Here is a 25,089-nt window from a genome sequence, read left to right on the forward strand (position 1 = left end):
TAGGCGGCCGGGGGAAGACACGGGGCGGGATCGGGTGCTCCGGTCCAGGAAGTGAGAAAGCGGACGGATCCGTTCAGGGGGATTTGGGGACAGATGCCTCCCCGGGCCGCCGGGAACCGTTCCCCTCTCCGCCGGCTCCACGGCCCGAAGCGGCCGCTTCCTCGGCGGGCTCCCCTTCGTCCCCCGGCCGGGACGGTGTGCGCAGGGCGACGCCCGCGGACAGGAACAACAGGGCGCCCAGCATCACGAAGGGGGCTGCCACGCCCGCCGCTCCCGCGACCAGGCCCGCCACCACGGGCGCGGCGACCTGGCCCAGGCGGTTGCCGGTCAGGCGCAGCGCGAGGGCCGTGGAGCGGGCGTCGGCGGGGGCGGCCCGGACCACCGTGGTCATCGACAGCGGCTGGCCGACCCCCAGGCAGAAGCCGAGCACCGCGAGCATCAGGGCCAGGGCCCACACCGGGACCGGCACCGCGATGCCCGCGCAGAGCACCGCGGCCAGCAGACACGTCACCGTCAGCAGCACGGTGCGGCCGAGCAGCCGCAGCAGCGGGGTGAGGACCAGCCGGCAGGCGATGGTGGCCGCGGCCCGCAGGCTGAGCAGCAGGCCGATGACCGACGGGGCGATGCCCCGGTGTTCGCCGACCACGGGGAGGTAGGCGGTGAGGATGTCGGTCGCGGACAGCACGGCCAGGCTGATGAGGATGCCCGCCGGAACACCCCGGGCCCGCAGGATGCGCCCGACCGGGACGCGCTCGCCCGGTGCCGCGCGGGAGGCGACCGGCGCCGGGTGCTCGACGCGCCACAGCGAGGTGCAGGCGACCGCCGCGCCCGCGCCCGCCACCAGCAGGGCGAGCGCGCTGGTGCCGGCCATGTCGGAGCCGCCGATCAGTGCGCCCGCCGCGATCGGACCGATCAGCTGGCCGAGGGAGGCGCCGATGGTGAAGTGGCCGAAGTTGCGGTCCTGTTCGTGCGGCGCCGACTGGCGGGCGACGAGCGACTGCGCGCCGATGACGAAGCAGAGGTGGCCGAGGCCCATCACCCCGCTCCACAGGCCCATCGCCCACAGGGAGTCCGCGAGCCCGCTCAGCGCGCAGCCACCGGCTATGAGGACCACGCCGGCCGGCAGCAGGGGTGCGCAGCGGCCGCGGTCGGTGCGCCGGCCGAGCGGTACGGCGGCGAACAGCGGCAGCAGCGCGTACGCGCCCGCGATCACCCCGACCGCCCGCTCGTCCGCCCCCAGCGCGAGCGCCCGGTAGGAGACGGCGGGCCGGGCCATCGACACCGCCCCCTGCGCGAAGCCGAAGGCGATGACGAGGCGGAGCAGCCAGCCGCGGTTCCCACCGGGCGCCATGGTCGGTCCTCCCTGATGTGCCCTGAAGTGTCCTGGGGTGTCCTGAGGTGAGCCGGGGTCAGATGATGCCGAACAGGATTCCGGCCGCGAGGATCAGCAGGCAGATCAGGACCGCCCACTTCACCACGAACCGCGTGTGGTCGCCGAACTCGACCTTGGCCATGCCGACCAGGACGTACACCGCGGGGACGAGCGGGCTGGACATGTGCAGCGGCTGGCCCACCAGGGAGGCGCGGGCCATCTCCAGCGGGGAGACGCCGTGCGCCGCGCCGGCCTCGGCGAGCACCGGCAGGACACCGAAGTAGAAGCCGTCGTTGGACATGAAGTACGTCAGCGGCAGGCTCAGCACACCGGTGACCAGGGCCATGTGCGGGCCCATGGCGTCGGGGATGATGTCCACCAGCCACGTGGCCATGCTGTCGACCATGCCGGTGCCCTGGAGGACGCCGGTGAAGACGGCGGCGGCGAAGACCATGCCGGAGACGTTCAGGACGTTGTCGGCGTGGGCCGCGATCCGGGCCTTCTGGTCGGGGATGTGCGGGAAGTTGACGGTGAGCGCGAGCGCGGCGCCGAGCAGGAACAGCACCGGGATCGGCAGCCACTCCATGATCATCGCGGTGAGCAGGACGACCGTGAGCAGCGCGTTGAACCAGTACAGCTTGGGGCGCAGGGTGGGGCGGTCCGGGTCGAGGCCCTGGAAGTCGTCGTCCTCCGCGCCTCCGTCCGCGCCGGCGCCGGAGCCGCCGGTCGCCGTGGTGCTCCTGCCGGCACCGCCGCCCGCGCCGACGAGGACCGTCTCGGTCTGCTCCGCCTTCTCCTCGACCAGTGCCTCGTCCAGCGTCAGCACGCCCAGCCGCCTGCGCTCCCGCAGGCCGAGCACGTACGCCAGGAGGACCACGCCCAGCAGGCCGACCAGCAGGGCCGGGATCATCGGGACGAAGACGTCGCTGGCGTCGAGCTTCAGGGCGGTGGCGGCACGGGCCGTCGGGCCGCCCCAGGGAAGGGTGTTCATCACGCCGTTGGCCATGGCGGCGACGCCGGTCATCACGACCAGGCTCATCTTCAGTCGCTTGTACAGCGGGTACATCGCCGAGACGGTGATCATGAAGGTGGTGGACCCGTCGCCGTCCAGCGACACGATCGCGGCGAGCAGCGCGGTGCCGACGACGATCCGCATCGGGTCCGCCTTGCAGAACCTGAGGATCCCGCGGACGATCGGGTCGAAGAGACCGACGTCGATCATCACGCCGAAGTAGACGATCGCGAACATGAGCATCGCCGCGGTGGGGGCGAGGCTGGACACGCCGTCGATGACGTAGTCGCCGAGGTGGGCGCCCTTGCCGACGAACACGCAGAAGAGCGCGGGAATCAGCACGAGCGCCGCGATCGGCGACATCTTCTTCATCATGATCAGGACCAGGAAGGTCGCGATCATGGCGAAGCCGAGGAGGGTCAGCATGAGTGGATACCTAACGTTCGCCCTTGAACATCCCACCAGGGACGGCGGTGCGACGACGTTAGGTGCCGCAAAGCAGCGTTAACAAGACGTTGACGCGCGAGCAATAAGCGCAAAACCCCAGGTCACAGCTTTGCTCAGGTCAGGGGGCGGTCAGCGGGGCCACCTCGACCGGGACTCCGTTGAGGACGGCGTTGCCCGACAGCGGGTCGAGGAGGCCGCCGTCGAGGAGCTGGTTGACGTTGACCCCGGGGTCCGCCGCGGCGTGCCGCATGCGCGTACCGGGCCGGTCGTGTCCCCAGCCGTGCGGCAGGCTCACCACACCCCGGCGCACCGCGTCGGTGACCTCGGCCGGCGCGGTCACCTCTCCCCCGGCGCCCTTGACGCGCACCGGTTCCCCGTCCCGCACGCCGAGGCGTTCGGCGTCCTCGGGGTGGAGGTGCAGGGTGCAGCGGTTGGAGCCGCCGGTGAGGGCGGGCACGTTGTGCAGCCAGCTGTTGTTGGAGCGCAGATGGCGGCGGCCGACGAGGACGAGCCCGCCGGGGCGCTCGTCCAGGGCGGCGCGCAGCCGCGGGAGGTCGGCGGCGATCGGTTCCGGCAGCAGCTCCACCTTTCCGCTGCGGGTCCGCAGCCGCTGGGGCAGCCTCGGGCGCAGCGGTCCGAGGTCGATGCCGTGCGGGTGGGCGAGCAGCTTCTCCAGGGTGAGCCCGTCCGGGTCGGCGCCGAATCCGTCGCCGTACGGGCCGAGGCGCAGCATCATGTCCAGCCGCCGTTCGGGGCCGTTCTCACCGGTCAGCAGGCCCGCGAGGTCCTTCGGGTCGCGGCCGTGCACCGGGGAGTGGGGGTCCTCGACCGCCTTGCCGAGGGTCCGGTCGATCACCATGGCGTCCACGGCGGCGGGATCGGCGCCGTGCATGCCCGTCGCGGCGAGGACGAGCCGCGCCAGGATCTCCGTCTCGGCCATGCGGCCGGGCTCCAGCGGGACGGCGGGGCGGGTGTAGCGGACCTGGTTGCGTACGGCGAGGGTGTTGAAGGCGAAGTCGTGGTGCGGGCTCTGCGCGGGCGGGGGCGGCGGCAGGACGACATGGGCGTGCCGTGAGGTCTCGTTGAGGTACGGGTCGACGCTGACCATGAAGTCGAGGGAGCCGAGGGCCCTGTCGAGCCGGTCGCCGTCCGGGGCGGACAGCACCGGGTTGGCGGCGACGGCGATGACGGCGCGGATCGGCGCGCCCTCGTCGGTGGCGGTGTCGATCTCCTCGGCGAGTGCGGAGATCGGCAGTTCGCCCTTGGCCTCGGGGTGCCGGCGCACCCGGGAGTGCCAGCGTCCGAGGGCGAAGCCGCGGCCGGGTCCGGCGGGGCGCGGGGTCTTGTCGGTGGCGGCCTGCGGGAAGAGGGCGCCACCGGGCCGGTCGAGGTTGCCGGTGAGGATGTTGAGGACGTCCACGAGCCAGCTGGCGAGGGTGCCGTGCGGGACCGTGCAGCTGCCGATGCGGCCGTAGACGGCGGCGGTGGGGGCGGCGGCGAGTTCCCGGGCGAGGGTGCGGATGACGGCCGCGTCGACGTCGCAGGCGTCGGCGACCGCTTCGGGCGTGAAGTCGGCGAGCGCCGCCGGGAGTTCGCCGAGCCCGTCGAGGTGCGGCGCCAGGTCTCCCGGACCGGTGAGGCCCTCGTCGAACAGGACGTGCGCCATCGCCGCGAGCAGCAGGGCGTCGGTGCCGGGGCGGACGGCGACGTGCCGGTCGGCGAGGCGGGCGGTGCGGGTGCGGCGCGGGTCGATGACGGTGAGGGTGCCGCCGCGGGCCTTCAGCGCCCTGAGCCGGCCGGGGAAGTCCGGGGCGGTGCACAGGCTGCCGTTGGATTCCAGGGGGTTGGCGCCGATCAGCAGCAGGTGGTCGGTCCGGTCCAGGTCGGGCACCGGGATCGCGTTCGCGTCGCCGAAGAGCAGTCCGCTGGAGACGTGCTTGGGCATCTGGTCGACCGTGGAGGCGGTGAACAGGCTGCGGGTGCCGAGCCCGGCGAGCAGCACGGGCGGATAGAGCGCGCCGGCCACGGTGTGCACGTTGGGGTTGCCGAGGACGACACCGACGGAGTCCGGGCCGTACCGCTCGGCGACGGTCCGGATCCCGGCGGCCACGGCGTCGAACGCCTCTTCCCAGGTGGCCTCGCGCAGTTCGCCGTCCACCCGGACGAGCGGGGTGCGCAGCCGGTCGGGGTCGGAGTCCACGGCTCCGAAGGCGGCGCCCTTGGGGCAGATGAACCCCTTGCTGAAGACGTCGTCACGGTCGCCGCGGGCGCCGGTGACCCTGCCGTCGTCGATGGTGAGGGTCAGGCCGCAGGTGGCCTCGCACAAGGGGCAGATACGAAGGGCGGTGCGGGACACGGGTCCTCCCGGGTACGACGGCTGCGGGGCGGGGCCTCTCCCGCTCGAGCGCGGTCGAGAGCCCGGGGAAGCACGGACGAGCCGAGCATACCGACCGGTATGCACGGAGGGGAGGGGTCGTCACGGACGAGGTGCCGGACCGGCCGCGGGACCCTCAGTCCAGCACGCGCGCCAGATAGGCGCCCAGCATCTCCCGCAGTTCCGCGATGACCTTCCCGTCCCCCTCGGGCGCCACCCGGAACGCCAGGTGGACCAGGGCGTCGGCGGTCTCGACGGCGATGAGGAAGGTGCGGCGCAGGTCCTCGTCGGCTTCGCGGCCCAGGTGGCCGGAGAGCAGGCCGGTGAGGCGGTCGGCGACGCGGTGGTTGGGTTCGGCCCAGCGGGTGCCGACCGGGATCTGGTTGCCGAAGTCGACGAGGGAGAAGCCGGGCGCGGTGCGCTTCATGTCCAGGTACTCGTCGATCACGGCATTCATGGCGTGCCGCCAGCCCCGGTCACCGATGTGCCCGAGGCGTTCGGTGACCCGTTCCGAGAAGCGCTCCAGGTTGCGCTGGGCCAGCGCGTCGGCCATCTGGCGCTTGTTGCCGAAGAAGCGGTACACGGAGCCGATGGGCACACCGGCGCGCTGCGCGACGGCACGGGTGCTCAGGCCGTCGTAGCCGACCTCGTCGAGGAGTTCGGCGCAGGCGTCGAGGATCCTGGCCAGCCGTTCGGCGCTGCGCCGCTGCACGGGCGCTCGGCGGAGCGATGTCGCGTGGGGCACGGAACTCATGATGCCCCTTCGGCATCCTCCGGCGAACCGCGCCCTCCGCCACGGCCCCGACCGTCCGCGGACGCGGACACGGACGCGGACGCCGTGGCGGCCGGTCCCGTGCCCGGGTCCTGCTCCGACACCGTGATGTCGGCCGTGCTCTCCACGGGCTCTCCGTCCACGGTCCACACCGAACCGTCGTCGGCGCACAGGCGGACGGTGACCTGGTGCGTGCCGCGCGGGACGAGGTGGGCGGGGAGGTGGTACTCGGGGGTGCGCAGCGCCGTGACGAGGCTGCCGTTCACGTAGAGGCGGGCCAGACCGCGGCCGGCCACCGCCCGCCCGCCCGTCCCCTCGGGCGAGAAACGGAAGTTGCGCACGGTCAGCCGTACGCCCCAGCCGCCGTCGGTGTCGGGCGTGACCTCGACGCCGACCTCGGGTGCGCCCTCGCCGTCCACCTCCCGGTAGGGCCGGCCCTCCTCGTCCCGCTCGTCCAGGAGCACGCCGACGGGCGAGGGCGACACCCCGTCCCGCTCCTGGGCGTCACGGGACCCGCAGCCCACGGATCCGGCCAGCACGACACAGACCGCGAGCGCGGTGCTCAGACTCCGCGTCCACGACATGCCGGGGAGCGTAGAACACCGGTGCGATCTCCCGGATCCCCCTGAAGTCGGGTTCCGCGTCCTCCGCCGAGAGGAGGGCGGCCCGGGAGGACGCCGCGGAAGGACGACGGCGACGGAAACACCCGGCCCGGGATCACGCGCTCCTCTTGCGCCGGGGAAAACGCAATCCTACGGTGTCGCATAGGAATCGCATCGCAAGGGAGCAGCGAACATGAGCGGGGACGCGCGCAAGACCGCCGAAGGACTGGAATACCTCTCCGGCTTCGGCAACGAGCACAGCTCCGAGGCGATCCCGGGCGCCCTGCCCGAGGGCCGCAACTCGCCGCAGCGCGCACCGCTCGGGCTGTACGCGGAGCAGTTGAGCGGTACGGCGTTCACCGAGCCGCGGGCGCACAACCGCCGCTCCTGGCTGTACCGGATCCGCCCGTCGGCCGCCCACCCGGCGTTCACCCGCACGGCCAACGGCGCCATCCGCACCGCGCCCTTCACCCAGACGGTGCCCGACCCCAACCGCCTGCGCTGGAACCCGCTGCCGGAGCCCGCCGAGGGCACCGACTTCCTGGCCGGCCTGTGGACCCTGGGCGGCAACGGCGACGTCACCCAGCGCACCGGCATGGCCGTGCACCTGTACCACGCCACCTCCTCGATGGACCGCGTCTTCAGTGACGCGGACGGTGAGCTGCTGATCGTCCCGGAGCGCGGCGGACTGCTGCTGCGCACCGAGTTCGGGCTGCTGCACGCGGAACCGGGACACATCGCGCTGATCCCCCGCGGGGTGCGCTTCCGTGTGGAGCTCCTGGGGGAAACCGCCCGCGGTTACGTGTGCGAGAACTACGGCACCCCCTTCCGGCTCCCCGACCTCGGCCCGATCGGCGCCAACGGGCTGGCCAACGCCCGGGACTTCCGCGCGCCCGTCGCCGCGTACGAGGACGTCGAGGAGCCGGTGGAGGTGGTGAACAAGTTCTGCGGCAACCTCTGGTCGGCCACCTACGGCCACTCCCCGCTCGACGTCGTCGCCTGGCACGGCAACCACGTGCCGTACGTCTACGATCTGCGCCGTTTCAATGTGATGGGCACCATCTCCTACGACCACCCGGATCCGTCGATCTTCACGGTGCTGACGTCTCCCAGCGACACCCCCGGCCTTGCCGGGGTGGACTTCGTGGTCTTCGCCCCGCGCTGGCTGGTGGGTGAGGACACCTTCCGGCCGCCGTACTTCCACCGGAACGTGATGAGCGAGTACATGGGCCTGATCGAGGGCGCCTACGACGCGAAGGCGGAGGGCTTCGTGCCGGGCGGGGGCTCGCTGCACAACATGATGTCGGCGCACGGCCCCGACCGGGAGACCTTCGAGAAGGCGAGCGCCGCGGAACTGCGCCCGCAGAAGATCGACAACGGCCTCGCCTTCATGTTCGAGACCCGCTGGCCGGTGTCCCTGACACCCCAGGCGGCACGGGCGGAGCACCTGCAGCAGGGCTACGACGACGTGTGGCAGGGTCTCGAGCGTCACTTCCGCCCGTTGCACTGAGCATTCCCGACCGGTACGGATAGCCCGTGACCTCCTTCGCTCCGGACTCGATCGTCCTGAACCGCAAGTTGCCGCTCTGGTACCAGGTGTCGCAGTCGCTGCGCGCCTCGATCCTCGGCCGCTCACCGCAGGACCCGCTGCGCCTGCCCACCGAGGAACAACTGGCCGGGCACTACGGGGTGAGCGTGCTGACCATGCGGCAGGCGCTGAAGGAGCTGGAGGAGGAAGGGCTGATCACCCGTCACCGCCGGCGCGGCACGTTCATCGAACCCGGTGCCAGACGGGGTGCCCCGGTCCGGCTGCTGGGCTCGGTGGACGCGATCGTGGCCCAGCAGTCCGGGATGACCACCGAACTGCTGGAGCACGGGCCGGCACCGGTACCGGCCGAAGTCGCCGAGTACTTCCCGGACCTGTCCGAGGCGGCGGCCTACCACCGGCTGCGCAGCGACGAGAAGACGGGCGAACCGACCAACCACGCCCGCAACTACGTCCGCCCCGAGCTGGCCGCCCGGATCGACCTGGACGACCTCGTGCGCTGGCCGATGACCAAGGTGCTGCGCGATGTCGTCGGGGCGGACATCGGCCGCATCACGGACACGGTGGAGGCCCGGCTCGCCGACCCGGAGACGGCCCGCCTGCTCCGAGTGCCGCTGCTCAGTCCGATCCTGCACTACACGGGTGTCACGTACGACACCGACGGCCGCCCCCTGGACGTGGCCGTCATCCACTACCGGGGCGACCGTTTCTCCTTCACGGTGACCCTGGACGCCACCTGATCCGCCCGTCCCCGACCGCCTGCCGGACAAAGGCCGTACGATGCCCGGCGTGACGCACGACGACGCTCCGCCGCTGGCGGACCTCATGCCGTGGTCCGTCGCACCGCCGCGGCTCGGCCGGGGGTGGCCGGCGGCCCCCGACGCGGCGTCCCTGAAGGCGCGTTGGGACGCCCTGGTGAAGGCCGAGGGGCCGGACCTCGATGCGCTGTTCCAGCCGACGCGCGCCCGGACCCCGCACACGGCGGTCGGGCAGTTGCCGGGGCAAAGCGGCGGCACCGAGCGGCTGGCCCGCGCCCCGGGCCCGTGCCCGGAGCCCGTCCGGGTGCTGCACGCCCCGTTCGACGAACAGTGGCTGATCCCCGACCAGCGGCTGATCGACGCGGCCCGCCCGGAGCTGTGGCGGGTGGCGGACGAGCGGCAGGTCTTCGTCGTCGAGGTCCCCGGGTCCTCCGGCTCCCCCGGTCCCCCGCTGCTCGCCACGTCCCTGCTCCCGCTGCTCCGCCCCGGCCGGGTCCGCCCGCTGTACCGCCGTCCCGGGGGCGCGGAACCGAATCTGGCCCCCGGCCTGTGCGAGCACCTGACGGCCCGGCTCGGCCGCCGGGTGCCCCCGTTCGACGTCCTCGCCTGGACGATGGCCGTGGTGCGCGCCGCGCCCGGCGGGCCGGTGGTCCCGCTCACCGGGGACGTCGGCACGTGGGAGCGGGGCGTGGAGGTGGGCCGCCGGATGCTGTGGCTGATGCGGCGCGACGGGGAACGCCCCAAACTCCCCGGCGGACGCCGCCCCTACGTCCGTGCCCCGCTGCCCTCCCGGCCGTCGACGGTGCGCTACGACCGCGACGAGGAGGCGTTGTCACTCGACGGGGGCCGCGTCTCCCCGGTGCCGCCCGAGGCCTGGGACTTCGAGGCGGGCGGGGTGCGGGTGCTGGAGCGGTGGCTCGCGGTCCGCGTGGAGGATGGCGAGCCGGGCACCCTGGCCGCGATCCGGCCGGCCGCCTGGCCGCAGGCCTGGACCTCGGAGCTGCTGGAGCTGATCACGGTCCTCGCCCTGCTCGCCGAACTGCGCCCGCTCCAGGCCGCGTTGGCGGACCCGGCGGCGCCCGACCCGGTCACGCCGGCCGAGCTGCGCGAGGCGGGCGTCCTGCCGGTACCGTCTCCCGCGCGCCGGCCCGCCTCGGTGCTGGACGCGTACGAGGAGGGACCCGAGGGCCAGCTGGCGCTGATCTGACGCCGGGGCCCGCGCACCGCCGCGGCGCGAAGCCGTCGAGCACGCGGCCCGGCGCCCGCTCGGACACCGCCTCCGGGTCGATCACCCGGGGTCCTGCGCGAAGGCCGCCGGCGTCCGCGGCTACGCGCCGGACGCCGGCACCGGTTGCCGGCGGCCCGGGGCGGACCGGCCGGGTCGAACCCCACCGGGACGGTTCGGCGACGCTCCCGCGCCCGAGGGGGCGGCCCGGTCCGGTGGCGCGTCCCGTCACGGGGTCGCGGGGCCGGTGCGCGGTGCCGCCGGTGGTGTGCGGGCCGCTCGCGGCGCGGCGGTACGCGCACGGGAGGCGGTGAGGTTCACGGCCGGGAGAGGAGAGGCCGACGGGCCCCGGCTCGCCGCCGGGTGGGATCGGGGGCGCCGGCCGGGGGACGTGCTCGTGCTCGGAGCGCACCGGGGTGCCGCTGCGTACCGCGGGGATGACGGACGCGGGCGGGGCGCTGCGCCGGGACGGCGGGACCGTCCGGGCGCGGGCGCTACCGGCTGCCGAACAGGGAGCGGCGCAGCCGGCGCAGCGGGGCGAAGAGCGAGACGCGGCTCGCCCGTGCCCGCGCGCTCCTGGCGCCGCGGTCGTGCGCGGTGTCACGCGCGATGAGCTCGCGCATCAGCGACGTCGCCTCGGCCGTCTCCCGCTGCGGGACGGCGGGTCCCGCCAGCACCGAGAGGTGGCGGTCGAGTCGCGAGCTGGTCGCGCTGCTCCCGCAGGTGATCGCAGGGACCCTGGCCCTGCTGCGCACTGTTATCTGTTCCATGTCACTCCCCACCCGTACGAGTCCACCCGGCCCGGGCAGGGTAACCCTATCGCCCCGTCCGGGCACACGTGTATCGAGGTCACAGGATTCACCTTCCCTATAAGGGGGTTGACGAACACCCGACGATTACTCTCCGAATCCGACCGTTTTCAGGGCGAGTTGGACGACGGGGCGACCGGTGGGCCGCGGTGATCCCCCGTCAGGTTCGACGGTCACCGCGAGTGACGTCGCGGACTCCTCGAGGCCGGAGGCGACCAGGGGCGTGTCGCTCTCGAAAAGCCCCAGGGAGCGCGGCCCGGCGCCCGGGCGCATCAGCCACAACTGGCGCACACGTCCGTTCGGAGGGTCGTCGTATCCGCCGAGGGTGACGATCGCGCTCCCCTCCGATGCGGAGGCGATCACTCCGATCGTGCGGCCGCGCGCGTCCCGGCCGCTGCTCGCACGGGCGTCCGGAGCGGCGAGAACGTGGGCGATCTCACGTGACCGGTCGCGTTCGGCGTCCAGCCGGTCCTGGGTCCGGTCCGCCTGGACGGCGAACAGCGAGGCGACGACGAGCGCCGCGGCGGCGGTGGCCGTCGCGAACGGCACGAACAGCGGCGCCCTGCGCCGCTCACGGGCACGCGGCAACGGGGCGGCGCCCCGCACGTGCGGCGGCAGTGGCGCGGCACGCGCGCGGACCGTCTCCCGGGGCGCGGGATCCTGCGGGGTGGCCCGTACGGCGGCCAGGACGCGGTCGCGCAGGACGGCGGGCGCGGGAGCGGCCGTGGACCAGGCGAGCCGCACGGCGTCCTCGGCGAGGGCACGCACCTCGGCGGCACAGCGGCGGCAGGACCCCAGATGCTTCTCGAAGCGGACGCGTTCGGCGGGGTCGAGCGCGTCGAGCGCGTAGGGGGCGGCGAGCGAGTGCAGATCCCCGCGGCGCACCAGTCGGGCCGGCAGGCTCATGCCGCACCTCCCAGGCAGTCGCGCAGCCGGGTCAGGCCGTCACGCATACGGGTCTTGACCGTACCGAGCGGCAGCGACAGCCGCTCGGCCACCTCCCGGTAGGTGTAGCCGTCGTAGTAGGCGAGGGTGACCGACTGGCGCTGCAGTGCGGTGAGGCGGTCCAGACAGCGGCGGACCCACTCGCGTTCGAGTCCGGCCTCGACTTCCTCGGCGACCTGGTCGAAGGCGGGGCCGTCGGCGCGCCGGGCCTCGCGCTGCTCGCGCTCGCCGGCCGCGCGGGCGCTGCGCACCCGGTCGACGGCACGGCGGTGGGCGAGGGTGAGGACCCAGGACAGCGCGCTGCCCCGGCCGGGGTCGAACCGCGCGGCCGAGCGCCAGAGTTCGAGCAGCACCTCCTGGGCCACCTCCTCGGACTGGGCGGGATCGCGCACCACCCGCCGCACCAGTCCGTACACCGGCCCGGAGACCAGTCCGTACAACTCCTCGAATGCCTGGTGATCGCCCCCGGCCACCAGCACCAGGAGCTCGTCCGCCTGCAACGCGCGTCCTCCCCCTCCGGGCCCCGCCGGGCCGCCCGATCACGGAGGCGCGCGCGGTGAGCGCGCCTCCGGAGGGGAATTACGGATCAGCGGGCCGAAAACGCGGGTCCGGCGGAAGGAAATGCCACGGGCGGACGGCCACGGAGGCGACGGCCCGTCGAGGGGTCGTCGAAAGTCCGACCCCTCCGGCCCGCCGCCCGTTCCGAATCCCGGTGCGTCAGGCAAGTCGGCACTGAGGACGGACGGCATGACACCTCACTCCAAGGCCGGTGCGGGGCGCAGGAGTCCCGCGACCCTGATCTGTGGCGCGCCGGCCGCCGGGGGGGGCTCGCAGCCGCCGGCACGACCGCGCTGGAACCGCGCTCGCCGCCGCCGGCCACGGTGACCCCGGGGAGGCCCTGCGCGCGGCCCGCGCCGCGGGACCGCCGGCGCGGTGTGCACACGGCGGACGCCCTCGCCTGGGCGCTGCACGCGGCCGGCCGCGACGAGGAGGCCCTGCCGTACGCCCGCCGGGCCACGGCCACCGGGTACCGCAACGCCTCCTTCCTCCACCACCGCGGCATGATCGAACGCGCCACCGGGCACGACCGCGCCGCCCGCGCCTCCCTCACGGCGGCCCCGGAGCTGAACCCCGGCTTCTCCCCCCTCGGCGCCCGTGCGGCCCGCGCCGCGCTGAAGGACCTGGCGGGGGCGCGGTGATCCCCCGCCGCTGCGTCACCGCCGCAGCCGTCGTCCTCACCGCCGCGTGCGCGCTCGTCCCGGTGCCGGCCACGGCGGCGAGCGCGCGCCCGCTCGGCGACTTCACCGTCCACCGCTACGACGGGCTGGTCGCCGCGCCCGGCGCACTCCGCGTCCGCCACGTCGAGGACCTCGCGGAGATCCCGGCCACGCAGGCCGGGCCGGGCGCGGTCGTCAGGGCGGGCAGCGGGGTGAACCGGCTCCTGGCCCGGCGCCCCCGCCGGACAACGGCCCCGTGGGCGGCGCTGGTGCGCCGGAGCGCGCCCCGGGGATCGGCGTTCGTCGTCGTCCTGGGGGCCGGATTGGTGTTCAGGGGGGCGGCATCCGCACTCGGCTGAGCTACTTTCGTGGGGAAAGGGAGAATTCGCCCGGCTGCGAATGGGGGGCGCCGTGTCCGAGGAACCGGGCGGTGAGCGGGTGATCGCGGGCCGCTACCGGCTGCTGTCGCCGCTGGGCGAGGGTGGCATGGGCACCGTGTGGCGGGCCCGTGACGAGGTGCTGCACCGCGAGGTCGCCGTCAAGGAGGTCCGCGCCCCGGCCGGGCTGCCGGCCTCCGACGTGGAGCGGATGTACGCCCGTCTGGAGCGGGAGGCCTGGGCGGCGGCCCGGATCACCGACCGCAACGTGGTGACGGTGTACGACGTGGCGACCGAGGACGGGCGGCCGTGGATCGTCATGGAGCTGGTCCGCGGCCTGTCGCTGGCCGAGGTGCTGGACGCCGAGGGCCCGCTGCCGCCGCAGCGGGCCGCGCACATCGGCGCGGAGGTGCTGGCCGCCCTGCGGGCCGCGCACGGGGCCGGGGTGCTGCACCGGGACGTGAAGCCCGCCAACGTCCTGATCGCGAACGACGGGCGGATCGTGCTCACCGACTTCGGGATCGCCATGGTCGAGGGCAGCTCCGCGCTGACCATGACCGGGGAGGTCGTCGGATCGCCCGAGTTCCTCGCCCCGGAGCGGGCGCTGGGCCGCACGCCCGGACCCGAGTCGGACCTGTGGTCGCTCGGCGTGCTGCTGTACGCGGCGGTCGAGGGCGCCTCGCCCTTCCGGCAGGACACCCCGCTGAGCACCCTGCGGGCGATCGTCGACGAGGAGCTGCCGCCGCCGCGCCGGGCCGGTCCGCTCACTCCGGTCATCGAGGGCCTGTTGCGCAAGGATCCGGCCCAGCGGCTCCCGGCGGAGCGGGTGCAGCAGGACCTGCGGGTCATCGACGCCGGCGGAACCCCCTCCGGGGGAGGCACCTCCCGGGCGGACACGGCGGGTGCGGCCGTGTCCGCCCCGACCGCGGCCGCGCATCCGCACCCGCGGACGCACCACCCCCGGCCCTCGCCCACGCCCACGCCCCCGGCGCCGGTCGCGGGAGCACCGGCCGGAACCACCGCGGTCGCCCCGCCCGAGCGCGGCCGCCGCGCCGTCGTCGCCCTGGTCGCGGTCGTGGCCGTACTGGCCCTGGCGCTGGCCGGGCCGACGTATGCGCTGCTGAACCGGGGGGACGGCGGTGAGGACGGTGGCTCCGGTGCCCAGGACCGGGGCACGCGGGTGAGTTCGCCCGCGCCGACCGGCGGGGACGAGGACGAGGACGACGGCGGGACGCCGGAGACGGGCGGGCCGACGCCCTCCCCCGGCACGAGCGGTACGCGGGAGAGCACGCCCCCGCCCCAGACGGTGTCGGTGACGGTGGCCGGCGCGCGCACGGAGTACTCCGGCGGCTGTCCGCCGCCCGAGGACGAGGCGCCCGCGTTCACGGCGACGTTCACGGTGGGGCGGCTGCCGGCCGAGGTCTCCTACCGCTGGGTGGCCGAGGACGGTCCGGTGGCCGATCCGGGGTGGCGGACGCTGTCGTTCCCGGAGGGCGGCGGGCGTACGCGGCAGGACACGGTGGTCGTGACGACGCACTCGGGGAGCGGCACGCTCGCGGGCAGGATCGGTGTGGAGGTCCGGGAGCCGGTGGGGACGGCGTCGGACCCGGTGCCGTTCTCGGTGACGTGTGAGCCGGAGACCCCGCCGGACGGGGTCTCCCCTTCTCCTTCCGGTTCGGTGACCGCGCCCTGACGGATCAGGCCGCGCTGTTCAGCACCGGCAGGTAGCCGCCGGACTGGCCGGCCGCCTTCGGGTGGTACGACTCGCCGATGTTGAGCCAGTTCACGCTGTGCAGCCAGGAGTTGCCGGAGCAGATCTCGTGGCCGGCGAAGGTGGTGCGTACGTCGCCGAAGGTGAAGCCGTGGGCGCGGGCGCGCTGGGCGATGGCGTTGTCGAGGTGGTCCGCGGCGTCGTTGATCGCCTTCCGCTTGGTCTCGGAGAGGCCGAGGCAGGAGGTGCCGAGCCGGTAGAAGCGGGGGTAGCCGAGCACGACGACATGGGCGTTGGGGGCCCGGGTGCGGATGGCGCTGTAGACGCTGTCGAGCCTGCCGGGCAGCGTCGAGTCGACGTAGGCCCGGGCGGTGGCGATCCGTGAGAGACAGGTGCTGTCGGACTGGAGCACACAGGTCGTCATGACGTCGGCGAATCCGGCGTCGTTGCCGCCGACGCTGACGGAGACGAGGCCGGTGGCGGAGCTGAGCGGGCCGAGCTGCCCGGAGAGAACATCACCCGTACGGGCGCCCGAACAGGCGGTGAAGTCGAAGGACGAGGGTGAGTTGGCGGCCGCCCAGAGGTACGGATAGGCCTTCGTGCTGCGCTTGCAGTCGCCGCTGGAGGAGATGTAGCTGCCGGCTCCGACGCCGGAGGAGTAGGAGTCTCCGAGCGCCACGTAGCCGCCGCTGGCGGCCTGTTGGGACGCCTGAGCCGTTGCGGCGCCGGTGAGGGCGGTGGTGACGGCGAGGAGGAGTGAGCCCAGTAGGAGGACAAGTCGGGAACGTCTCATGGAACCTCCCTTTAGCAGGATCTCTGCGTCAACTGTCGTAGCAACTACGCGTGTTGACTGGAAGTGTCCATGCCAATACTTTTCGACCCTCCTCGGAAACCACCCCATTTCTTCACACGAAGTTCTTCACACGAAGCGCTCCGCAGAACGGCTGTTCAACTCTGGACAAAATTCGGCCGCAGGGACTTTCGGCCCTTGACGCCCCCTACGGGGTGCGTCACATTGAAGCCCGGCATTGGACGCTTCGGGGGGCAAAGTCGGCCATGCGAACACGCACATCCGGGCAAGAACCACGCGCAGCGGCCAAACCGGCAAAAACGTGAGATGCCATTCCAGGTCTTGCCGTACGGGTTCAATCGTCAATACCGTCATACATCTCACCCGCATCGGTCCGTCGACACGCGGCTCCAGGGGAGGGCTCAGGACCGCGACGAACCGGCGCGGGGCGCGGTAGGGGGGTGCCGTGCTCGGTGACCGCAACGGTGACCGGGCCGGGCCGCGCGGTCGGCTGCCGTTTTCCGCGGCCGGCCAGCTTTGCCAGCTCGCCCGGCGTGCACGGAGCTCCATCCGTCGTGCCGTGGGGTGAGGACCCCCCTTTCGAACCGGACGAACAGCCGGGCCGCCCGGGGGCGGGCGGTCCACCGGACGAGAGGGACCAGACTCATGAGCTCCGTTCTTCAACCGGCGGCCGCGGATCAGGACGACCAGGATCCGCCGACCGCCGGCAAGTACCGGCCCGTCTCCTCGCACCTGGCCATCGCGCCGCCGGTGAGCGTGGTGATACCGGCCATGAACGAGGCGGAGAACCTGCCGTACGTCTTCAAGACGCTTCCCGACTGGATCCACGAAGTGGTCCTGGTCGACGGCAACTCCACCGACAACACCGTCGAAGTGGCCCGCGAACTGTGGGCGGACGTCAAGGTCGTCGGACAGCGCGGCAAGGGCAAGGGGGACGCCCTGCGCGCCGGGTTCGAGGCCTGCACCGGCGACATCATCGTGATGGTCGACGCGGACGGTTCGGCGGACGGCAACGAGATCGTCAGCTACGTCTCCGCCCTGGTCTCCGGCGCGGACTTCGCCAAGGGGTCCCGCTTCGCCAACGGCGGCGGCACCGACGACATGACCCTCGTCCGCAAGCTCGGCAACCGGGTGCTGTGCGCCGTCGTCAACCGCAAGTTCGGCGCCCGCTACACCGACCTCTGCTACGGGTACAACGCCTTCTGGCGGCACTGCCTGGACAAGATCGACCTCGACTGCACCGGCTTCGAGGTCGAGACCCTGATGAACATCCGGGTCGTCAAGGCCGGCCTCAAGGTGCAGGAGATCCCCAGCCACGAGTACCTGCGCATCCACGGCACCAGCAACCTGCGGGCCGTGCGCGACGGGCTGCGCGTGCTGAGGGTGATCCTCAAGGAGCGGTCCAACCGGCGTGCGCTGCGCAGACGCGCCCACCACTCGCCGCTGCTCGGCACGGGCCGGGGGAAGGTGTCTTGAGCGAGCCCGGCACCCCCGGCGTCTCGGTCGTGATCTGCGCCTACACCGAGGACCGCTGGGAGGACGTCCTCGCGGCGGTCGCCTCGGTGCGGGCCCAGTCACGGCCGGCCCTGGAGACCCTGCTGGTCGTGGACCACAACCGGGCTCTCCTGGACCGTCTGGGCAAGGAGTACAAGGAGGCCGAGGACGTGCGGGTGCTCGCCAACGCGGGCCCCCGCGGCCTGTCCGCCGGCCGCAACACCGGGATCGCCGCCTCGCGCGGCGAGATCGTCGCCTTCCTCGACGACGACGCCGTGGCCGAACGCGACTGGCTGAAGCACTTCGCCGAGGCGTACGCCGATCCGCGCGTGATGGCGGTCGGCGGGCGCACCGAGCCGGTCTGGGCGTCGGGCCGGCGCCCCGTCTGGTTCCCCGAGGAGTTCGACTGGGTGGTGGGCTGCACCTACCGGGGCCTGCCGCGCGGGCGGGTGCGGGTGCGCAACGTCCTCGGCGGCAACGCCTCCTTCCGGCGCGGCGCCTTCGACGCGGCGGGCGGTTTCGCCACCGGTATCGGACGCGACGGCGGCAGACACCCTTTGGGCGGGGAGGAGACGGAGCTGTGCATCCGCCTCGGCCGCGCACGTCCGGACGCGGTCCTGCTGATCGACGACCGCGCGGTGATCCACCACCGGGTGCCCGAGGCCCGCGAGCGCTTCCGCTACTTCCGGGCGCGGACGTACGCCGAGGGCCTGTCCAAGGCGCTGGTCGCCCGCAGCGTCGGCACGGAGAAGGGACTGGAGTCCGAACGCCGGTACACCACGCGTGTCCTGCCGGGCGGGGTGCTGCGGGGCCTGCGCGACGCCCTGCTGGCCCGGCCGGGCGGTGCGAGGCGCGCGGGGGCGATCGTCGCCGGGGTGCTCACGGCGGCCGGCGGTTACGTGGTGGGGAGCGTGCGGGCCCGGCGGGGCGGGGTGACGTTCTCCGTGGTGGACGTCGGAGGCGGCGTCCCCCGCGACGGGGGCCGAGGAGGTGCCGGTGGCTGACGCACGCGTGCCGATCCTCATGTACCACTCGGTCGCCGCCGATCCCAGCGCCGCGACCCGCGCCCTCTCCGTGACCCCGGAGGCGTTCGCCGAGCAGATGGCGGTGATCGCGGACCGGGGGCTCACCCCCGTCACCACCGCCGACCTGGCGGCCCGTTGGCGCTCGGGACGCCCGCTGCCCGCGCGCCCGGTCCTCGTCACGTTCGACGACGGCTACGAGGGCGTGCACCGGCACGCGCTGCCCGTGCTCGCCGAGCACGGCTTCCCGGCCACCCTGTTCGTCTCCACGGGCTGGCTGCGGGGGCCGTACGACACCGGCGGCGGGCTGGACACCATGCTGGACTGGGACCAGGTGCGCGAACTGGCCGACGCGGGCGTGGAGGTCGGCGGGCACAGTCACAGCCATCCGCAGCTGGACCAGCTCGACGACCGCCGGCTGCGCTCCGAGCTGATCCTGTGCAGGGAGATCGTCTCGGACCAACTGGGCTCCGCCCCCGCCTCGTTCGCGTACCCCTACGGCCACTCCAGCCGCCGGGTGCGCGAGGCGGTGCGGGAGACGGGATACGCCCAGGCGCTCGCCGTCGGCAACGGCCTCGCCCGCCGCGCCCAGGGACCGTACGCCCTGCGGCGGGTCACCGTGCGGCGGTCGACGGACACCGCCGAGTTCGAGCGGCTGGTCCAGGGGCGGGCCGTCGCGCGCACCTTCGCGCGGGACCGTGCCCTGACCAAGGGGTACGCGGTGGTCCGCCGGGCCCGGCAGGCGCGGCGGCTGGTCCGCCGGCCGCGGGACTGAACGCGGGGGACGAGCCGCACACGGGCGACATGTCCGCGCGCACTCCGGAAACCGGGTGCGCGCGGCGCCCGCGTGCCCGATCATGGCGGACATGTCCGCGCAGCCACACGACGCACTGCCGATCCGGCTCAACGTCGACGACAGCGACTCCCCGTCCGACGTCGTCGACGCGCTGTTCCTCGGCCGCTTCGCGAGGGGCGAGCAGCCGTACTCGCACGCCGTCAACATCGACCGCGTACGCTCCGGCGCGACCCTGCTGCCCGCGGACGCCCGCGTGCTGCGCGCGGCCCGGGACGACGACCGCAGCGCCACCCTGGCCGAGGGCGACGGCTGGACGCTGCTGGTCTCCCGCTGGAGCCGGGGCGCCGACGTCACGGTCACCGCGACCAGCGCCGACCTCGCGGCGAAGATCCTGGACGAGGCCACAAACGGCGCGGCGGACGAGCCCGAACCGCAGCCGGAGAACGTCACCATGGGGTTCTGGTACGTCTCCCCGCGCCGCGGCCCGCACCGCACCACCCGGCAGATCTCGGCGGGCACCTGGGACGAGGTCCGGCCCAACTACACGGCGCCGGTGGCGGACGCGATGGACCGCCTGATGAAGACCACTCCCGAGGACATCTCGGGCCGGCTGCTCCTGCTGCACGGTCCGCCGGGCACCGGCAAGACCTCCGCGCTGCGCACGCTGGCCCGGTCCTGGCGGGACTGGTGCCAGGTGGACTGCGTCCTGGACCCGGAGCGGCTGTTCGGCGATGTCGGCTACCTGATGGACATCGCGATCGGCGAGGAGGACGCGGCGGGCAAGGGCCGCTGGCGGCTGCTGCTCCTCGAGGACTGCGACGAGCTGATCCGCGGCGAGGCCAAGCAGACGGCCGGGCAGGCGCTGTCCCGGCTGCTGAACCTCACGGACGGTCTGCTCGGCCAGGGCCGCAACGTCCTGGTCGGCGTCACCACCAACGAGGACCTGGAGCGCCTGCACCCGGCCGTGGTCCGCCCCGGCCGGTGCCTGGCCCGCATCGAGGTCGGGCCGCTGACCCGCACGGAGGCGGTGAACTGGCTGGGCCGCGAGGACGGCATCGGCCGCGAGGGCGCGACCCTGGCCGAGCTGTACGCCCTGCGCCGGGGCACCTCCCCGACCGCGCTGCCGGAACCGCGCGGGGAGGCGGACGCGGGGCTGTACCTGTAGGCGCGGACCCCGTGGCCGCCGGCACGGGGACACGGAGCGGCGGGCCGCCGCCGCGGTCCGGTGTTCTGATGGGCGTATGACCCTGTTCGTCGGGACGTCGGGCTGGCAGTACCGGGACTGGTGCGGGGTGCTGTACCCGTCCGGGCTGCCGGTGCGGCTCTGGCTGGAGGAGTACGCGGCGCGGTTCGCGACCGTCGAGGTCAACAACGCCTTCTACCGGCTGCCCTCCCGGGAGACCTTCGAGGCCTGGCGGGAGCGCACCCCGCCGGACTTCGTCGTCGCGGTCAAGGCGAGCCGCTACCTCACGCACATCAAGCGGCTGCGGGAACCCGAGGAGCCGGTGGAGCGCCTGATGAGCCGCGCCGCCGGCCTGGGCGACCGGCTCGGCCCGGTCCTCCTCCAGCTCCCGCCCACCCTCCGCGCCGATCCGGGTCTGCTGGACGCCTGTCTGCGCCGATTCCCCTCGTCGGCCCGGGTCGCGGTCGAACCGCGGCACGCGTCCTGGTGGACGCCGGAGGTACGCCGTGTCCTCGAGTCCCGGGGCGCGGCCCTGTGCTGGGCCGACGTCCTGGCCCGCCCCACGACCCCGCTGTGGCGCACCACCGGCTGGGGCTACGTCCGCTTCCACCAGGGCCGGGCCCGGCTCCGGCCGCACTACGGCCGGCAGTCCCTGCGGTCCTGGGTCCACCGCATCGCGGCCACCTGGTCCGCCGGGGAGGACGTCTACGCGTACTTCAACAACGACCCGGGCGCGGCGGCGGTGACGGACGCGGTGCGGTTCGCACGGACGGCGAGGTCGGCGGGCCTGGACGTCGCACGGGCCCCGGAGCGCCTGACGCACGCGTGAACCACGTCCTCGCCCACGGCCTACTCCCCGTAGGCCGCCCGCAGGGCGTCCCGTACGGCGGCCAGCGCCTCGTCCTCGGTCAGCCCCAGCCGCCGGACCCGCTCCGCGTACGTCCGTGCCGCCGACGCCGTCTCCTTCTGCGCCGCCGAGCCCGCGGCGGCGATCACCGTGCCGTTGCGGCCCCGGGTCTCGATCACTCCGTCGGCCTCCAGCGCCCGGTAGGCCTTGGCCACCGTGTTCGCGGCGAGGCCGAGCGTCCCGGCCAGCCCCCGCACCGTCGGCAGCCGGTACCCCACCGGCAGCGCTCCCGACCGGGCCTGCTCGGAGATCTGCGCCCGCACCTGCTCGTACGGCGGCGCGCCGTCGTCGATATGGATCCTCAAGGTCACGGCCCGATTGTCCCGCACCCGGCGGAAAATGAGAGGCACCCCGGACGCGTCCCCCCGTAGCGTGCGCTTCCATGACCGTGACCGTCCGCGATCTCCGTCCCGACGCCCGCGCCGATCTCGAGGGCTTCGCCCGCGTCCGGCAGGCCGCGCTGCCGTTCATCCTCCTCACCCCGGACTCCCTCGTCCACGACCTCACCCGCATGCACCCCGACGCGCACTACCGTCCCCTCGTCGCCGTGGCCGACGGCGAGGTGATCGGCACGGCGCAGGTGCACCTGACCCACGAGAGCCCCGAGCCGGGCCAGGGCAACGTCAACGTGTACGTGCATCCCGGGCACACGCGCCGGGGCGCCGGGACGCTGCTCGTGCGCGCAGCCGAGGAGCACCTGGCCGCGCACGGGGCCACCAGGCTGTTCGCCTGGGTGCTGGACGAGCCGGGCAACCGCGCCTTCGCCGAGCGGCACGCCTACCGGGCGAGCCGCTCCGCCCACTTCCTCCGCCTGGACCTGGCGAACGGCACCCTCCCCCCGCTCCAGGACCCGCCGCCCGGTGTGGAGCTGCGCACGGGTGCGGACTTCGCCGGGGACCCGCGCCCGCTGTTCGAGCTGGACGCGGAGACGACGGCGGACGAACCGAGCGATGTGGACACGGAGTTCACCGACTACGAGGCCTGGCTGGAGGAAACCTGGCGGCACCCGCTGTTCAGCCCCGAGCTGACATCGGTGGCGCTGGTCGACGGCCGTCCCGCCGCCTTCTCCGCGGCCCGCACGGACGGCGGCACCCGGTACGGCACGGTCATGACCGGCACCGCCCGCGCCCACCGCGGCCGGGGCCTGGCCAAGCTCGCCAAGAACGACTCCCTGCACCGCGCACGCGCCGCCGGGTACACGGAGGCGTTCACGGGGAACGACACCGGGAACGGACCGATGATCGCGATCAACAAGTGGTTCGGCTACGAGGTCTGCGCCACGGAGGTGCGCCATGTCCGCGAACTCGGCTGACCGCCCGGCCCTCCTGGACGTCGTCCTCGTCAAGGCGGGCCGCGAGAAGATCCGTTACCCCGCCGAGCTGCTCGCCGACGACGGCACCCGCGTCACCGTGCGCGCCCCCTGGGCGGGTGACGGCGTGCGCGACTTCGGCTTCGTGCGCTTCGAGCCCGGTGACGTCTTCACCGAGCACTACTGGCGCGACCGGTGGTACTCCGTGAAGGAGGTCCGCGCCGCCGACGGCACCCTCAAGGGCCACTACTGCGACGTCACCCGCCCGGCCGAGCTCTCCGGCACCCGGCTGGTCGTCGAGGACCTCGACCTGGACCTGTGGGTCTGCGCGGACGGCACGGACGTACGGCGGCTGGACGAGGACGAGTTCGCGGCGAGCGGGCTGGCGGCTGCGGATCCGCGGGCGGCGGCGGCCGCCGTGGCCGCGCTCGACGAACTGGAGGCCCTGGCACGCGGGGACGGCTTCGGCGCGCTGCTCGCGTGAGACGGCCGGATCAGTCCGGCACCGCGACCACCGCGTACCGCTCGTCGTCGACCTCCCGGCCCCACAGCGCCGCCTCCTGTGACAGCGACTCCACGCGCAGCCGCCCGGCGAGCGGGGCGAGGAGGGCGGTGAGCCGGTCCGCCGGTATGCCGACCGGGCTCACCGTCCCCCACACCCCCTCGACCAGCACCAGCCGGCCTCCCGGGCGCAGCAGCCCGCGCCAGTGCCGCAGGACGCGGCCGGGGCCGGGCAGCGCCCACAGCACGTGCCGTACCAGGACGGCGTCGTAGCGCCGCTCGCCGACCGGCGGCGTTGCCGCGTCACCGACCAGGAACACCGCGTCGCGCCCGGCGAGCTTCTCCCGGGCGAGCGCCACCATGGCCGGGGAGCGGTCGATCCCGGTGACCCGGTGTCCCTGGTCGGCGGCGAGGAGCGACAGGCTGCCGGTGCCGCAGCCGAGGTCGAGGACGTCGCCCGCCCGTCCGGGCAGCCAGGCGCGCAGCCGGCCGGCCCAGGCGGCGCGCACGGACGGGTCGCGCAGTCCGTGGTCCGGCTCGTCGTCGAAGGCGGCGGCCCGCGCGTCCCAGTCGACACCGTCCGTGCTCGCCCGCTCACCGTCGTCGCTCATGGACCAAGAGTGGCACCCACCACTGACAATCGATTCGTGACAGCGGCCACAGACAGACCGGGACCGATGAGGAACTCTCCCCCGAAAGGTCCGCCTCTGTGAGAACACGGAACCCGGTGGACCCCGAAGGAGGCAGCCATGCGCCGTGTCACCGTGCAGAAGCCCCTGAAGAGGACGGACGCCCGTCGGGTCCGTGACGAGGCCGACGAGCGCCCCGCGGGACGTCCGGAGGTCCGCGGGGACGTCGCCCGCACCTGGTGGCCCGACGGCTGAGCCGGCCGGCCGCCCCGGGCACGAGAGGTCTCGCGGTCCCTGCGTCCCGCCGCCGTCCCACCGCGCGCGGCACGTACCTGATCCCAGCCTGAGCACTCCCTTAACGCGACCATAAGGATCTCCCTCCACGGCCTCCGCCGGGCGATTTCACGGTTTCCGGGGGCTAGCTTCTGCATCACCCCCACGGGATCCACCCGAGTCCGGATGATCGTTGCCGAGGAGTTGCCGCCCCATGCCCGCACGTCGCAAAGCCGCTGTCGCCGTCGTCGGTCTCGTTCCGCTCGCCCTCACCGGGCTGTCCGCCGCACCGGCGTCCGCGCACGGTTCGATGGGCGACCCGGTCAGCCGGGTCGCCCAGTGCTACGCCGAGGGCCCGGAGAGCCCGAGGTCGGCGGCGTGCAAGGCGGCGGTCGCGGCCGGCGGGACCCAGGCGCTCTACGACTGGAACGGCATCCGCATCGGTGACGCGGGCGGACGCCACCAGGAGCTCATCCCCGACGGCAAGCTGTGCAGCGCGAACAACGAGCAGTTCAAGGGGCTCGACCTGGCCCGCGCGGACTGGCCGGCGACGAGCGTGAGCAGCGGGTCGCACACCTTCAAGTACCGTGTGACCGCCCCGCACAAGGGCACCTTCAAGGTGTACATCACCAAGCCCGGTTACGACCCGGCCGAGCCGCTGGCCTGGGGCGACCTGGACCTGGCGAACCCGGTGGCGACGGCCACCGACCCGGCCGCCTCGGGCGGCTTCTACACCTTCACCGGCACCCTCCCCGAGCGCTCCGGCAAGCAGCTGCTGTACGCGGTCTGGCAGCGCTCGGACAGCCCGGAGGCGTTCTACTCCTGCTCGGACGTCACGTTCGGCGGCAGCGGCGGGGGCGCGGTCGGCACCGGGGGCGCGGCCGGCGGTGGTGACACGGCCGAGGAGGAGGCCGCTCCGGCGCCGACCGCCTCCGCCCCGTCCGAGGAGCAGATCGAGGCCGCTGCCGAGAAGTCGACCATCGAGAACCACGGGCAC

General features: G+C 73.8%; 24 protein-coding genes and 2 pseudogenes. 15 read left to right on the plus strand and 11 right to left on the minus strand.

Annotation, left to right across the window (positions count from 1 at the left end; genetic code table 11):
* Nucleotides 1–73: 73 nt before the first annotated feature.
* From RIM90_RS09555 to RIM90_RS09575, 5 genes are all read right to left on the minus strand, one after another.
* Nucleotides 74–1,351 (minus strand): MFS transporter, encoded by a 1,278-nt coding sequence (locus RIM90_RS09555; protein WP_309060169.1) that lies wholly within the window; start codon nt 1,349–1,351, stop codon nt 74–76.
* A 58-nt stretch (nt 1,352–1,409) separates the two neighbouring features.
* Complete coding sequence (locus RIM90_RS09560; protein ID WP_309060170.1) at nt 1,410–2,810, minus strand: citrate:proton symporter; 1,401 nt, start codon at nt 2,808–2,810, stop codon at nt 1,410–1,412.
* A 139-nt stretch (nt 2,811–2,949) separates the two neighbouring features.
* Nucleotides 2,950–5,187, minus strand: coding sequence for a molybdopterin-dependent oxidoreductase (locus tag RIM90_RS09565; RefSeq protein WP_309060171.1), 2,238 nt, complete (start codon nt 5,185–5,187; stop codon nt 2,950–2,952).
* 154 nt (nt 5,188–5,341) lie between these two features.
* The gene (locus RIM90_RS09570) at nt 5,342–5,959 is read right to left on the minus strand and encodes a TetR/AcrR family transcriptional regulator (protein ID WP_309060172.1); all 618 of its coding nucleotides are present in this window, start codon (nt 5,957–5,959) and stop codon (nt 5,342–5,344) included.
* Nucleotides 5,956–6,561, minus strand: a complete 606-nt coding sequence (locus tag RIM90_RS09575; RefSeq protein ID WP_309060173.1) for a hypothetical protein — start codon at nt 6,559–6,561, stop codon at nt 5,956–5,958. The genes RIM90_RS09570 and RIM90_RS09575 overlap by 4 nt, the downstream gene beginning before the upstream one ends.
* Nucleotides 6,562–6,772: 211 nt before the next feature.
* Here RIM90_RS09575 and hmgA point away from each other — a divergent pair, with 211 nt between their 5' ends.
* Genes hmgA through RIM90_RS09590 form a run of 3 tightly spaced genes read left to right on the plus strand, consistent with a single transcriptional unit; the run spans nt 6,773 to nt 10,090 of the window.
* Nucleotides 6,773–8,089, plus strand: coding sequence for a homogentisate 1,2-dioxygenase (gene hmgA, locus RIM90_RS09580; RefSeq protein ID WP_309060174.1), 1,317 nt, complete (start codon nt 6,773–6,775; stop codon nt 8,087–8,089).
* A gap of 26 nt (nt 8,090–8,115) precedes the next feature.
* The gene (locus tag RIM90_RS09585) at nt 8,116–8,865 is read left to right on the plus strand and encodes a GntR family transcriptional regulator (protein WP_309060175.1); all 750 of its coding nucleotides are present in this window, start codon (nt 8,116–8,118) and stop codon (nt 8,863–8,865) included.
* Between the two features lie 40 nt (nt 8,866–8,905).
* Nucleotides 8,906–10,090 (plus strand): type ISP restriction/modification enzyme, encoded by a 1,185-nt coding sequence (locus RIM90_RS09590; RefSeq protein ID WP_309060176.1) that lies wholly within the window; start codon nt 8,906–8,908, stop codon nt 10,088–10,090.
* A gap of 512 nt (nt 10,091–10,602) precedes the next feature.
* Here RIM90_RS09590 and RIM90_RS09595 read toward each other — a convergent pair.
* The 3 genes from RIM90_RS09595 to RIM90_RS09605 form a co-directional block, all read right to left on the minus strand.
* Nucleotides 10,603–10,878, minus strand: coding sequence for a hypothetical protein (locus RIM90_RS09595; protein WP_016826944.1), 276 nt, complete (start codon nt 10,876–10,878; stop codon nt 10,603–10,605).
* A gap of 126 nt (nt 10,879–11,004) precedes the next feature.
* Entirely contained in the window at nt 11,005–11,823 is an 819-nt protein-coding gene (locus RIM90_RS09600; protein WP_309060177.1) for an anti-sigma factor, read from the minus strand.
* A complete protein-coding gene (locus RIM90_RS09605; RefSeq protein ID WP_309060178.1) occupies nt 11,820–12,362 on the minus strand; it encodes a sigma-70 family RNA polymerase sigma factor in 543 nt (180 codons plus the stop codon). Before RIM90_RS09605 ends, RIM90_RS09600 begins: the two co-directional genes overlap by 4 nt.
* A 356-nt stretch (nt 12,363–12,718) precedes the next feature.
* Between RIM90_RS09605 and RIM90_RS09610 the strand changes: the two are divergent.
* The 3 genes and pseudogenes from RIM90_RS09610 to RIM90_RS09620 all read left to right on the plus strand — a co-directional run.
* A pseudogene (locus RIM90_RS09610) lies at nt 12,719–13,061 on the plus strand (hypothetical protein); the annotation flags it as partial.
* Nucleotides 13,058–13,268 (plus strand): annotated as a pseudogene (locus tag RIM90_RS09615) (nickel transporter); the annotation flags it as partial. The pseudogenes RIM90_RS09610 and RIM90_RS09615, both read left to right, overlap by 4 nt.
* Nucleotides 13,269–13,478: 210 nt before the next feature.
* Nucleotides 13,479–15,149, plus strand: coding sequence for a serine/threonine-protein kinase (locus tag RIM90_RS09620; protein WP_309060179.1), 1,671 nt, complete (start codon nt 13,479–13,481; stop codon nt 15,147–15,149).
* A 4-nt stretch (nt 15,150–15,153) separates the two neighbouring features.
* Here RIM90_RS09620 and RIM90_RS09625 read toward each other — a convergent pair whose 3' ends face one another.
* A complete protein-coding gene (locus tag RIM90_RS09625; protein WP_309060180.1) occupies nt 15,154–15,960 on the minus strand; it encodes an SGNH/GDSL hydrolase family protein in 807 nt (268 codons plus the stop codon).
* 663 nt (nt 15,961–16,623) lie between these two features.
* On the opposite strand from RIM90_RS09625, the gene RIM90_RS09630 reads away from it, so the two are divergent.
* From RIM90_RS09630 to RIM90_RS09650, 5 genes are all read left to right on the plus strand, one after another.
* On the plus strand, nt 16,624–17,454 hold the full coding sequence (locus RIM90_RS09630; RefSeq protein WP_309060181.1) for a glycosyltransferase family 2 protein: 831 nt from the start codon (nt 16,624–16,626) through the stop codon (nt 17,452–17,454).
* Nucleotides 17,451–18,476, plus strand: coding sequence for a glycosyltransferase family 2 protein (locus RIM90_RS09635; protein ID WP_309060182.1), 1,026 nt, complete (start codon nt 17,451–17,453; stop codon nt 18,474–18,476). Before RIM90_RS09630 ends, RIM90_RS09635 begins: the two co-directional genes overlap by 4 nt.
* Nucleotides 18,469–19,269, plus strand: a complete 801-nt coding sequence (locus RIM90_RS09640; protein WP_309060183.1) for a polysaccharide deacetylase family protein — start codon at nt 18,469–18,471, stop codon at nt 19,267–19,269. The genes RIM90_RS09635 and RIM90_RS09640 overlap by 8 nt, the downstream gene beginning before the upstream one ends.
* A 91-nt stretch (nt 19,270–19,360) precedes the next feature.
* Nucleotides 19,361–20,455, plus strand: a complete 1,095-nt coding sequence (locus RIM90_RS09645; protein ID WP_309060184.1) for a DUF5925 domain-containing protein — start codon at nt 19,361–19,363, stop codon at nt 20,453–20,455.
* Between the two features lie 76 nt (nt 20,456–20,531).
* Nucleotides 20,532–21,302, plus strand: a complete 771-nt coding sequence (locus RIM90_RS09650; RefSeq protein ID WP_309060185.1) for a DUF72 domain-containing protein — start codon at nt 20,532–20,534, stop codon at nt 21,300–21,302.
* A 20-nt stretch (nt 21,303–21,322) separates the two neighbouring features.
* Here the strand turns inward: RIM90_RS09650 and RIM90_RS09655 are convergent, their stop codons facing one another.
* Complete coding sequence (locus tag RIM90_RS09655; protein ID WP_309060186.1) at nt 21,323–21,691, minus strand: GntR family transcriptional regulator; 369 nt, start codon at nt 21,689–21,691, stop codon at nt 21,323–21,325.
* Nucleotides 21,692–21,762: 71 nt separating this feature from the next.
* Between RIM90_RS09655 and RIM90_RS09660 the strand changes: the two genes are divergently transcribed.
* Nucleotides 21,763–22,692, plus strand: coding sequence for a GNAT family N-acetyltransferase (locus RIM90_RS09660; RefSeq protein ID WP_309060187.1), 930 nt, complete (start codon nt 21,763–21,765; stop codon nt 22,690–22,692).
* Complete coding sequence (locus tag RIM90_RS09665) at nt 22,673–23,173, plus strand: DUF402 domain-containing protein (protein ID WP_309060188.1); 501 nt, start codon at nt 22,673–22,675, stop codon at nt 23,171–23,173. The genes RIM90_RS09660 and RIM90_RS09665 overlap by 20 nt, the downstream gene beginning before the upstream one ends.
* A gap of 10 nt (nt 23,174–23,183) precedes the next feature.
* On the opposite strand, the gene RIM90_RS09670 is transcribed toward RIM90_RS09665, so the two are convergent.
* Nucleotides 23,184–23,801: a class I SAM-dependent methyltransferase gene (locus RIM90_RS09670; protein ID WP_309060189.1), complete on the minus strand. Its 618-nt coding sequence runs from the start codon at nt 23,799–23,801 to the stop codon at nt 23,184–23,186.
* A gap of 138 nt (nt 23,802–23,939) precedes the next feature.
* Between RIM90_RS09670 and RIM90_RS09675 the strand changes: the two genes are divergently transcribed.
* Nucleotides 23,940–24,074: a hypothetical protein gene (locus RIM90_RS09675; protein ID WP_309060190.1), complete on the plus strand. Its 135-nt coding sequence runs from the start codon at nt 23,940–23,942 to the stop codon at nt 24,072–24,074.
* A 232-nt stretch (nt 24,075–24,306) separates the two neighbouring features.
* Nucleotides 24,307–25,089 (plus strand): lytic polysaccharide monooxygenase (locus RIM90_RS09680; protein ID WP_309060191.1); only part of this gene is annotated, 783 nt, incomplete at its 3' end.

The organism is Streptomyces sp., from assembly GCF_031181555.1.
Lineage (GTDB): Bacteria > Actinomycetota > Actinomycetes > Streptomycetales > Streptomycetaceae > Streptomyces > Streptomyces fimbriatus.

Coding starts and splice junctions, on each gene's coding strand:
- RIM90_RS09555 (WP_309060169.1), bottom strand. CDS start 1,351: ATGGCGCCCGGTGGGAACCGCGGCTGGCTGCTCCGCCTCGTCATCGCC.
- RIM90_RS09560 (WP_309060170.1), bottom strand. CDS start 2,810: ATGCTGACCCTCCTCGGCTTCGCCATGATCGCGACCTTCCTGGTCCTG.
- RIM90_RS09570 (WP_309060172.1), bottom strand. CDS start 5,959: ATGAGTTCCGTGCCCCACGCGACATCGCTCCGCCGAGCGCCCGTGCAG.
- RIM90_RS09575 (WP_309060173.1), bottom strand. CDS start 6,561: ATGTCGTGGACGCGGAGTCTGAGCACCGCGCTCGCGGTCTGTGTCGTG.
- hmgA (WP_309060174.1), top strand. CDS start 6,773: ATGAGCGGGGACGCGCGCAAGACCGCCGAAGGACTGGAATACCTCTCC.
- RIM90_RS09590 (WP_309060176.1), top strand. CDS start 8,906: ATGCCCGGCGTGACGCACGACGACGCTCCGCCGCTGGCGGACCTCATG.
- RIM90_RS09595 (WP_016826944.1), bottom strand. CDS start 10,878: ATGGAACAGATAACAGTGCGCAGCAGGGCCAGGGTCCCTGCGATCACC.
- RIM90_RS09600 (WP_309060177.1), bottom strand. CDS start 11,823: ATGAGCCTGCCGGCCCGACTGGTGCGCCGCGGGGATCTGCACTCGCTC.
- RIM90_RS09620 (WP_309060179.1), top strand. CDS start 13,479: ATGGGGGGCGCCGTGTCCGAGGAACCGGGCGGTGAGCGGGTGATCGCG.
- RIM90_RS09625 (WP_309060180.1), bottom strand. CDS start 15,960: ATGAGACGTTCCCGACTTGTCCTCCTACTGGGCTCACTCCTCCTCGCC.
- RIM90_RS09630 (WP_309060181.1), top strand. CDS start 16,624: ATGAGCTCCGTTCTTCAACCGGCGGCCGCGGATCAGGACGACCAGGAT.
- RIM90_RS09645 (WP_309060184.1), top strand. CDS start 19,361: ATGTCCGCGCAGCCACACGACGCACTGCCGATCCGGCTCAACGTCGAC.
- RIM90_RS09650 (WP_309060185.1), top strand. CDS start 20,532: ATGACCCTGTTCGTCGGGACGTCGGGCTGGCAGTACCGGGACTGGTGC.
- RIM90_RS09660 (WP_309060187.1), top strand. CDS start 21,763: ATGACCGTGACCGTCCGCGATCTCCGTCCCGACGCCCGCGCCGATCTC.
- RIM90_RS09665 (WP_309060188.1), top strand. CDS start 22,673: ATGTCCGCGAACTCGGCTGACCGCCCGGCCCTCCTGGACGTCGTCCTC.
- RIM90_RS09670 (WP_309060189.1), bottom strand. CDS start 23,801: ATGAGCGACGACGGTGAGCGGGCGAGCACGGACGGTGTCGACTGGGAC.
- RIM90_RS09675 (WP_309060190.1), top strand. CDS start 23,940: ATGCGCCGTGTCACCGTGCAGAAGCCCCTGAAGAGGACGGACGCCCGT.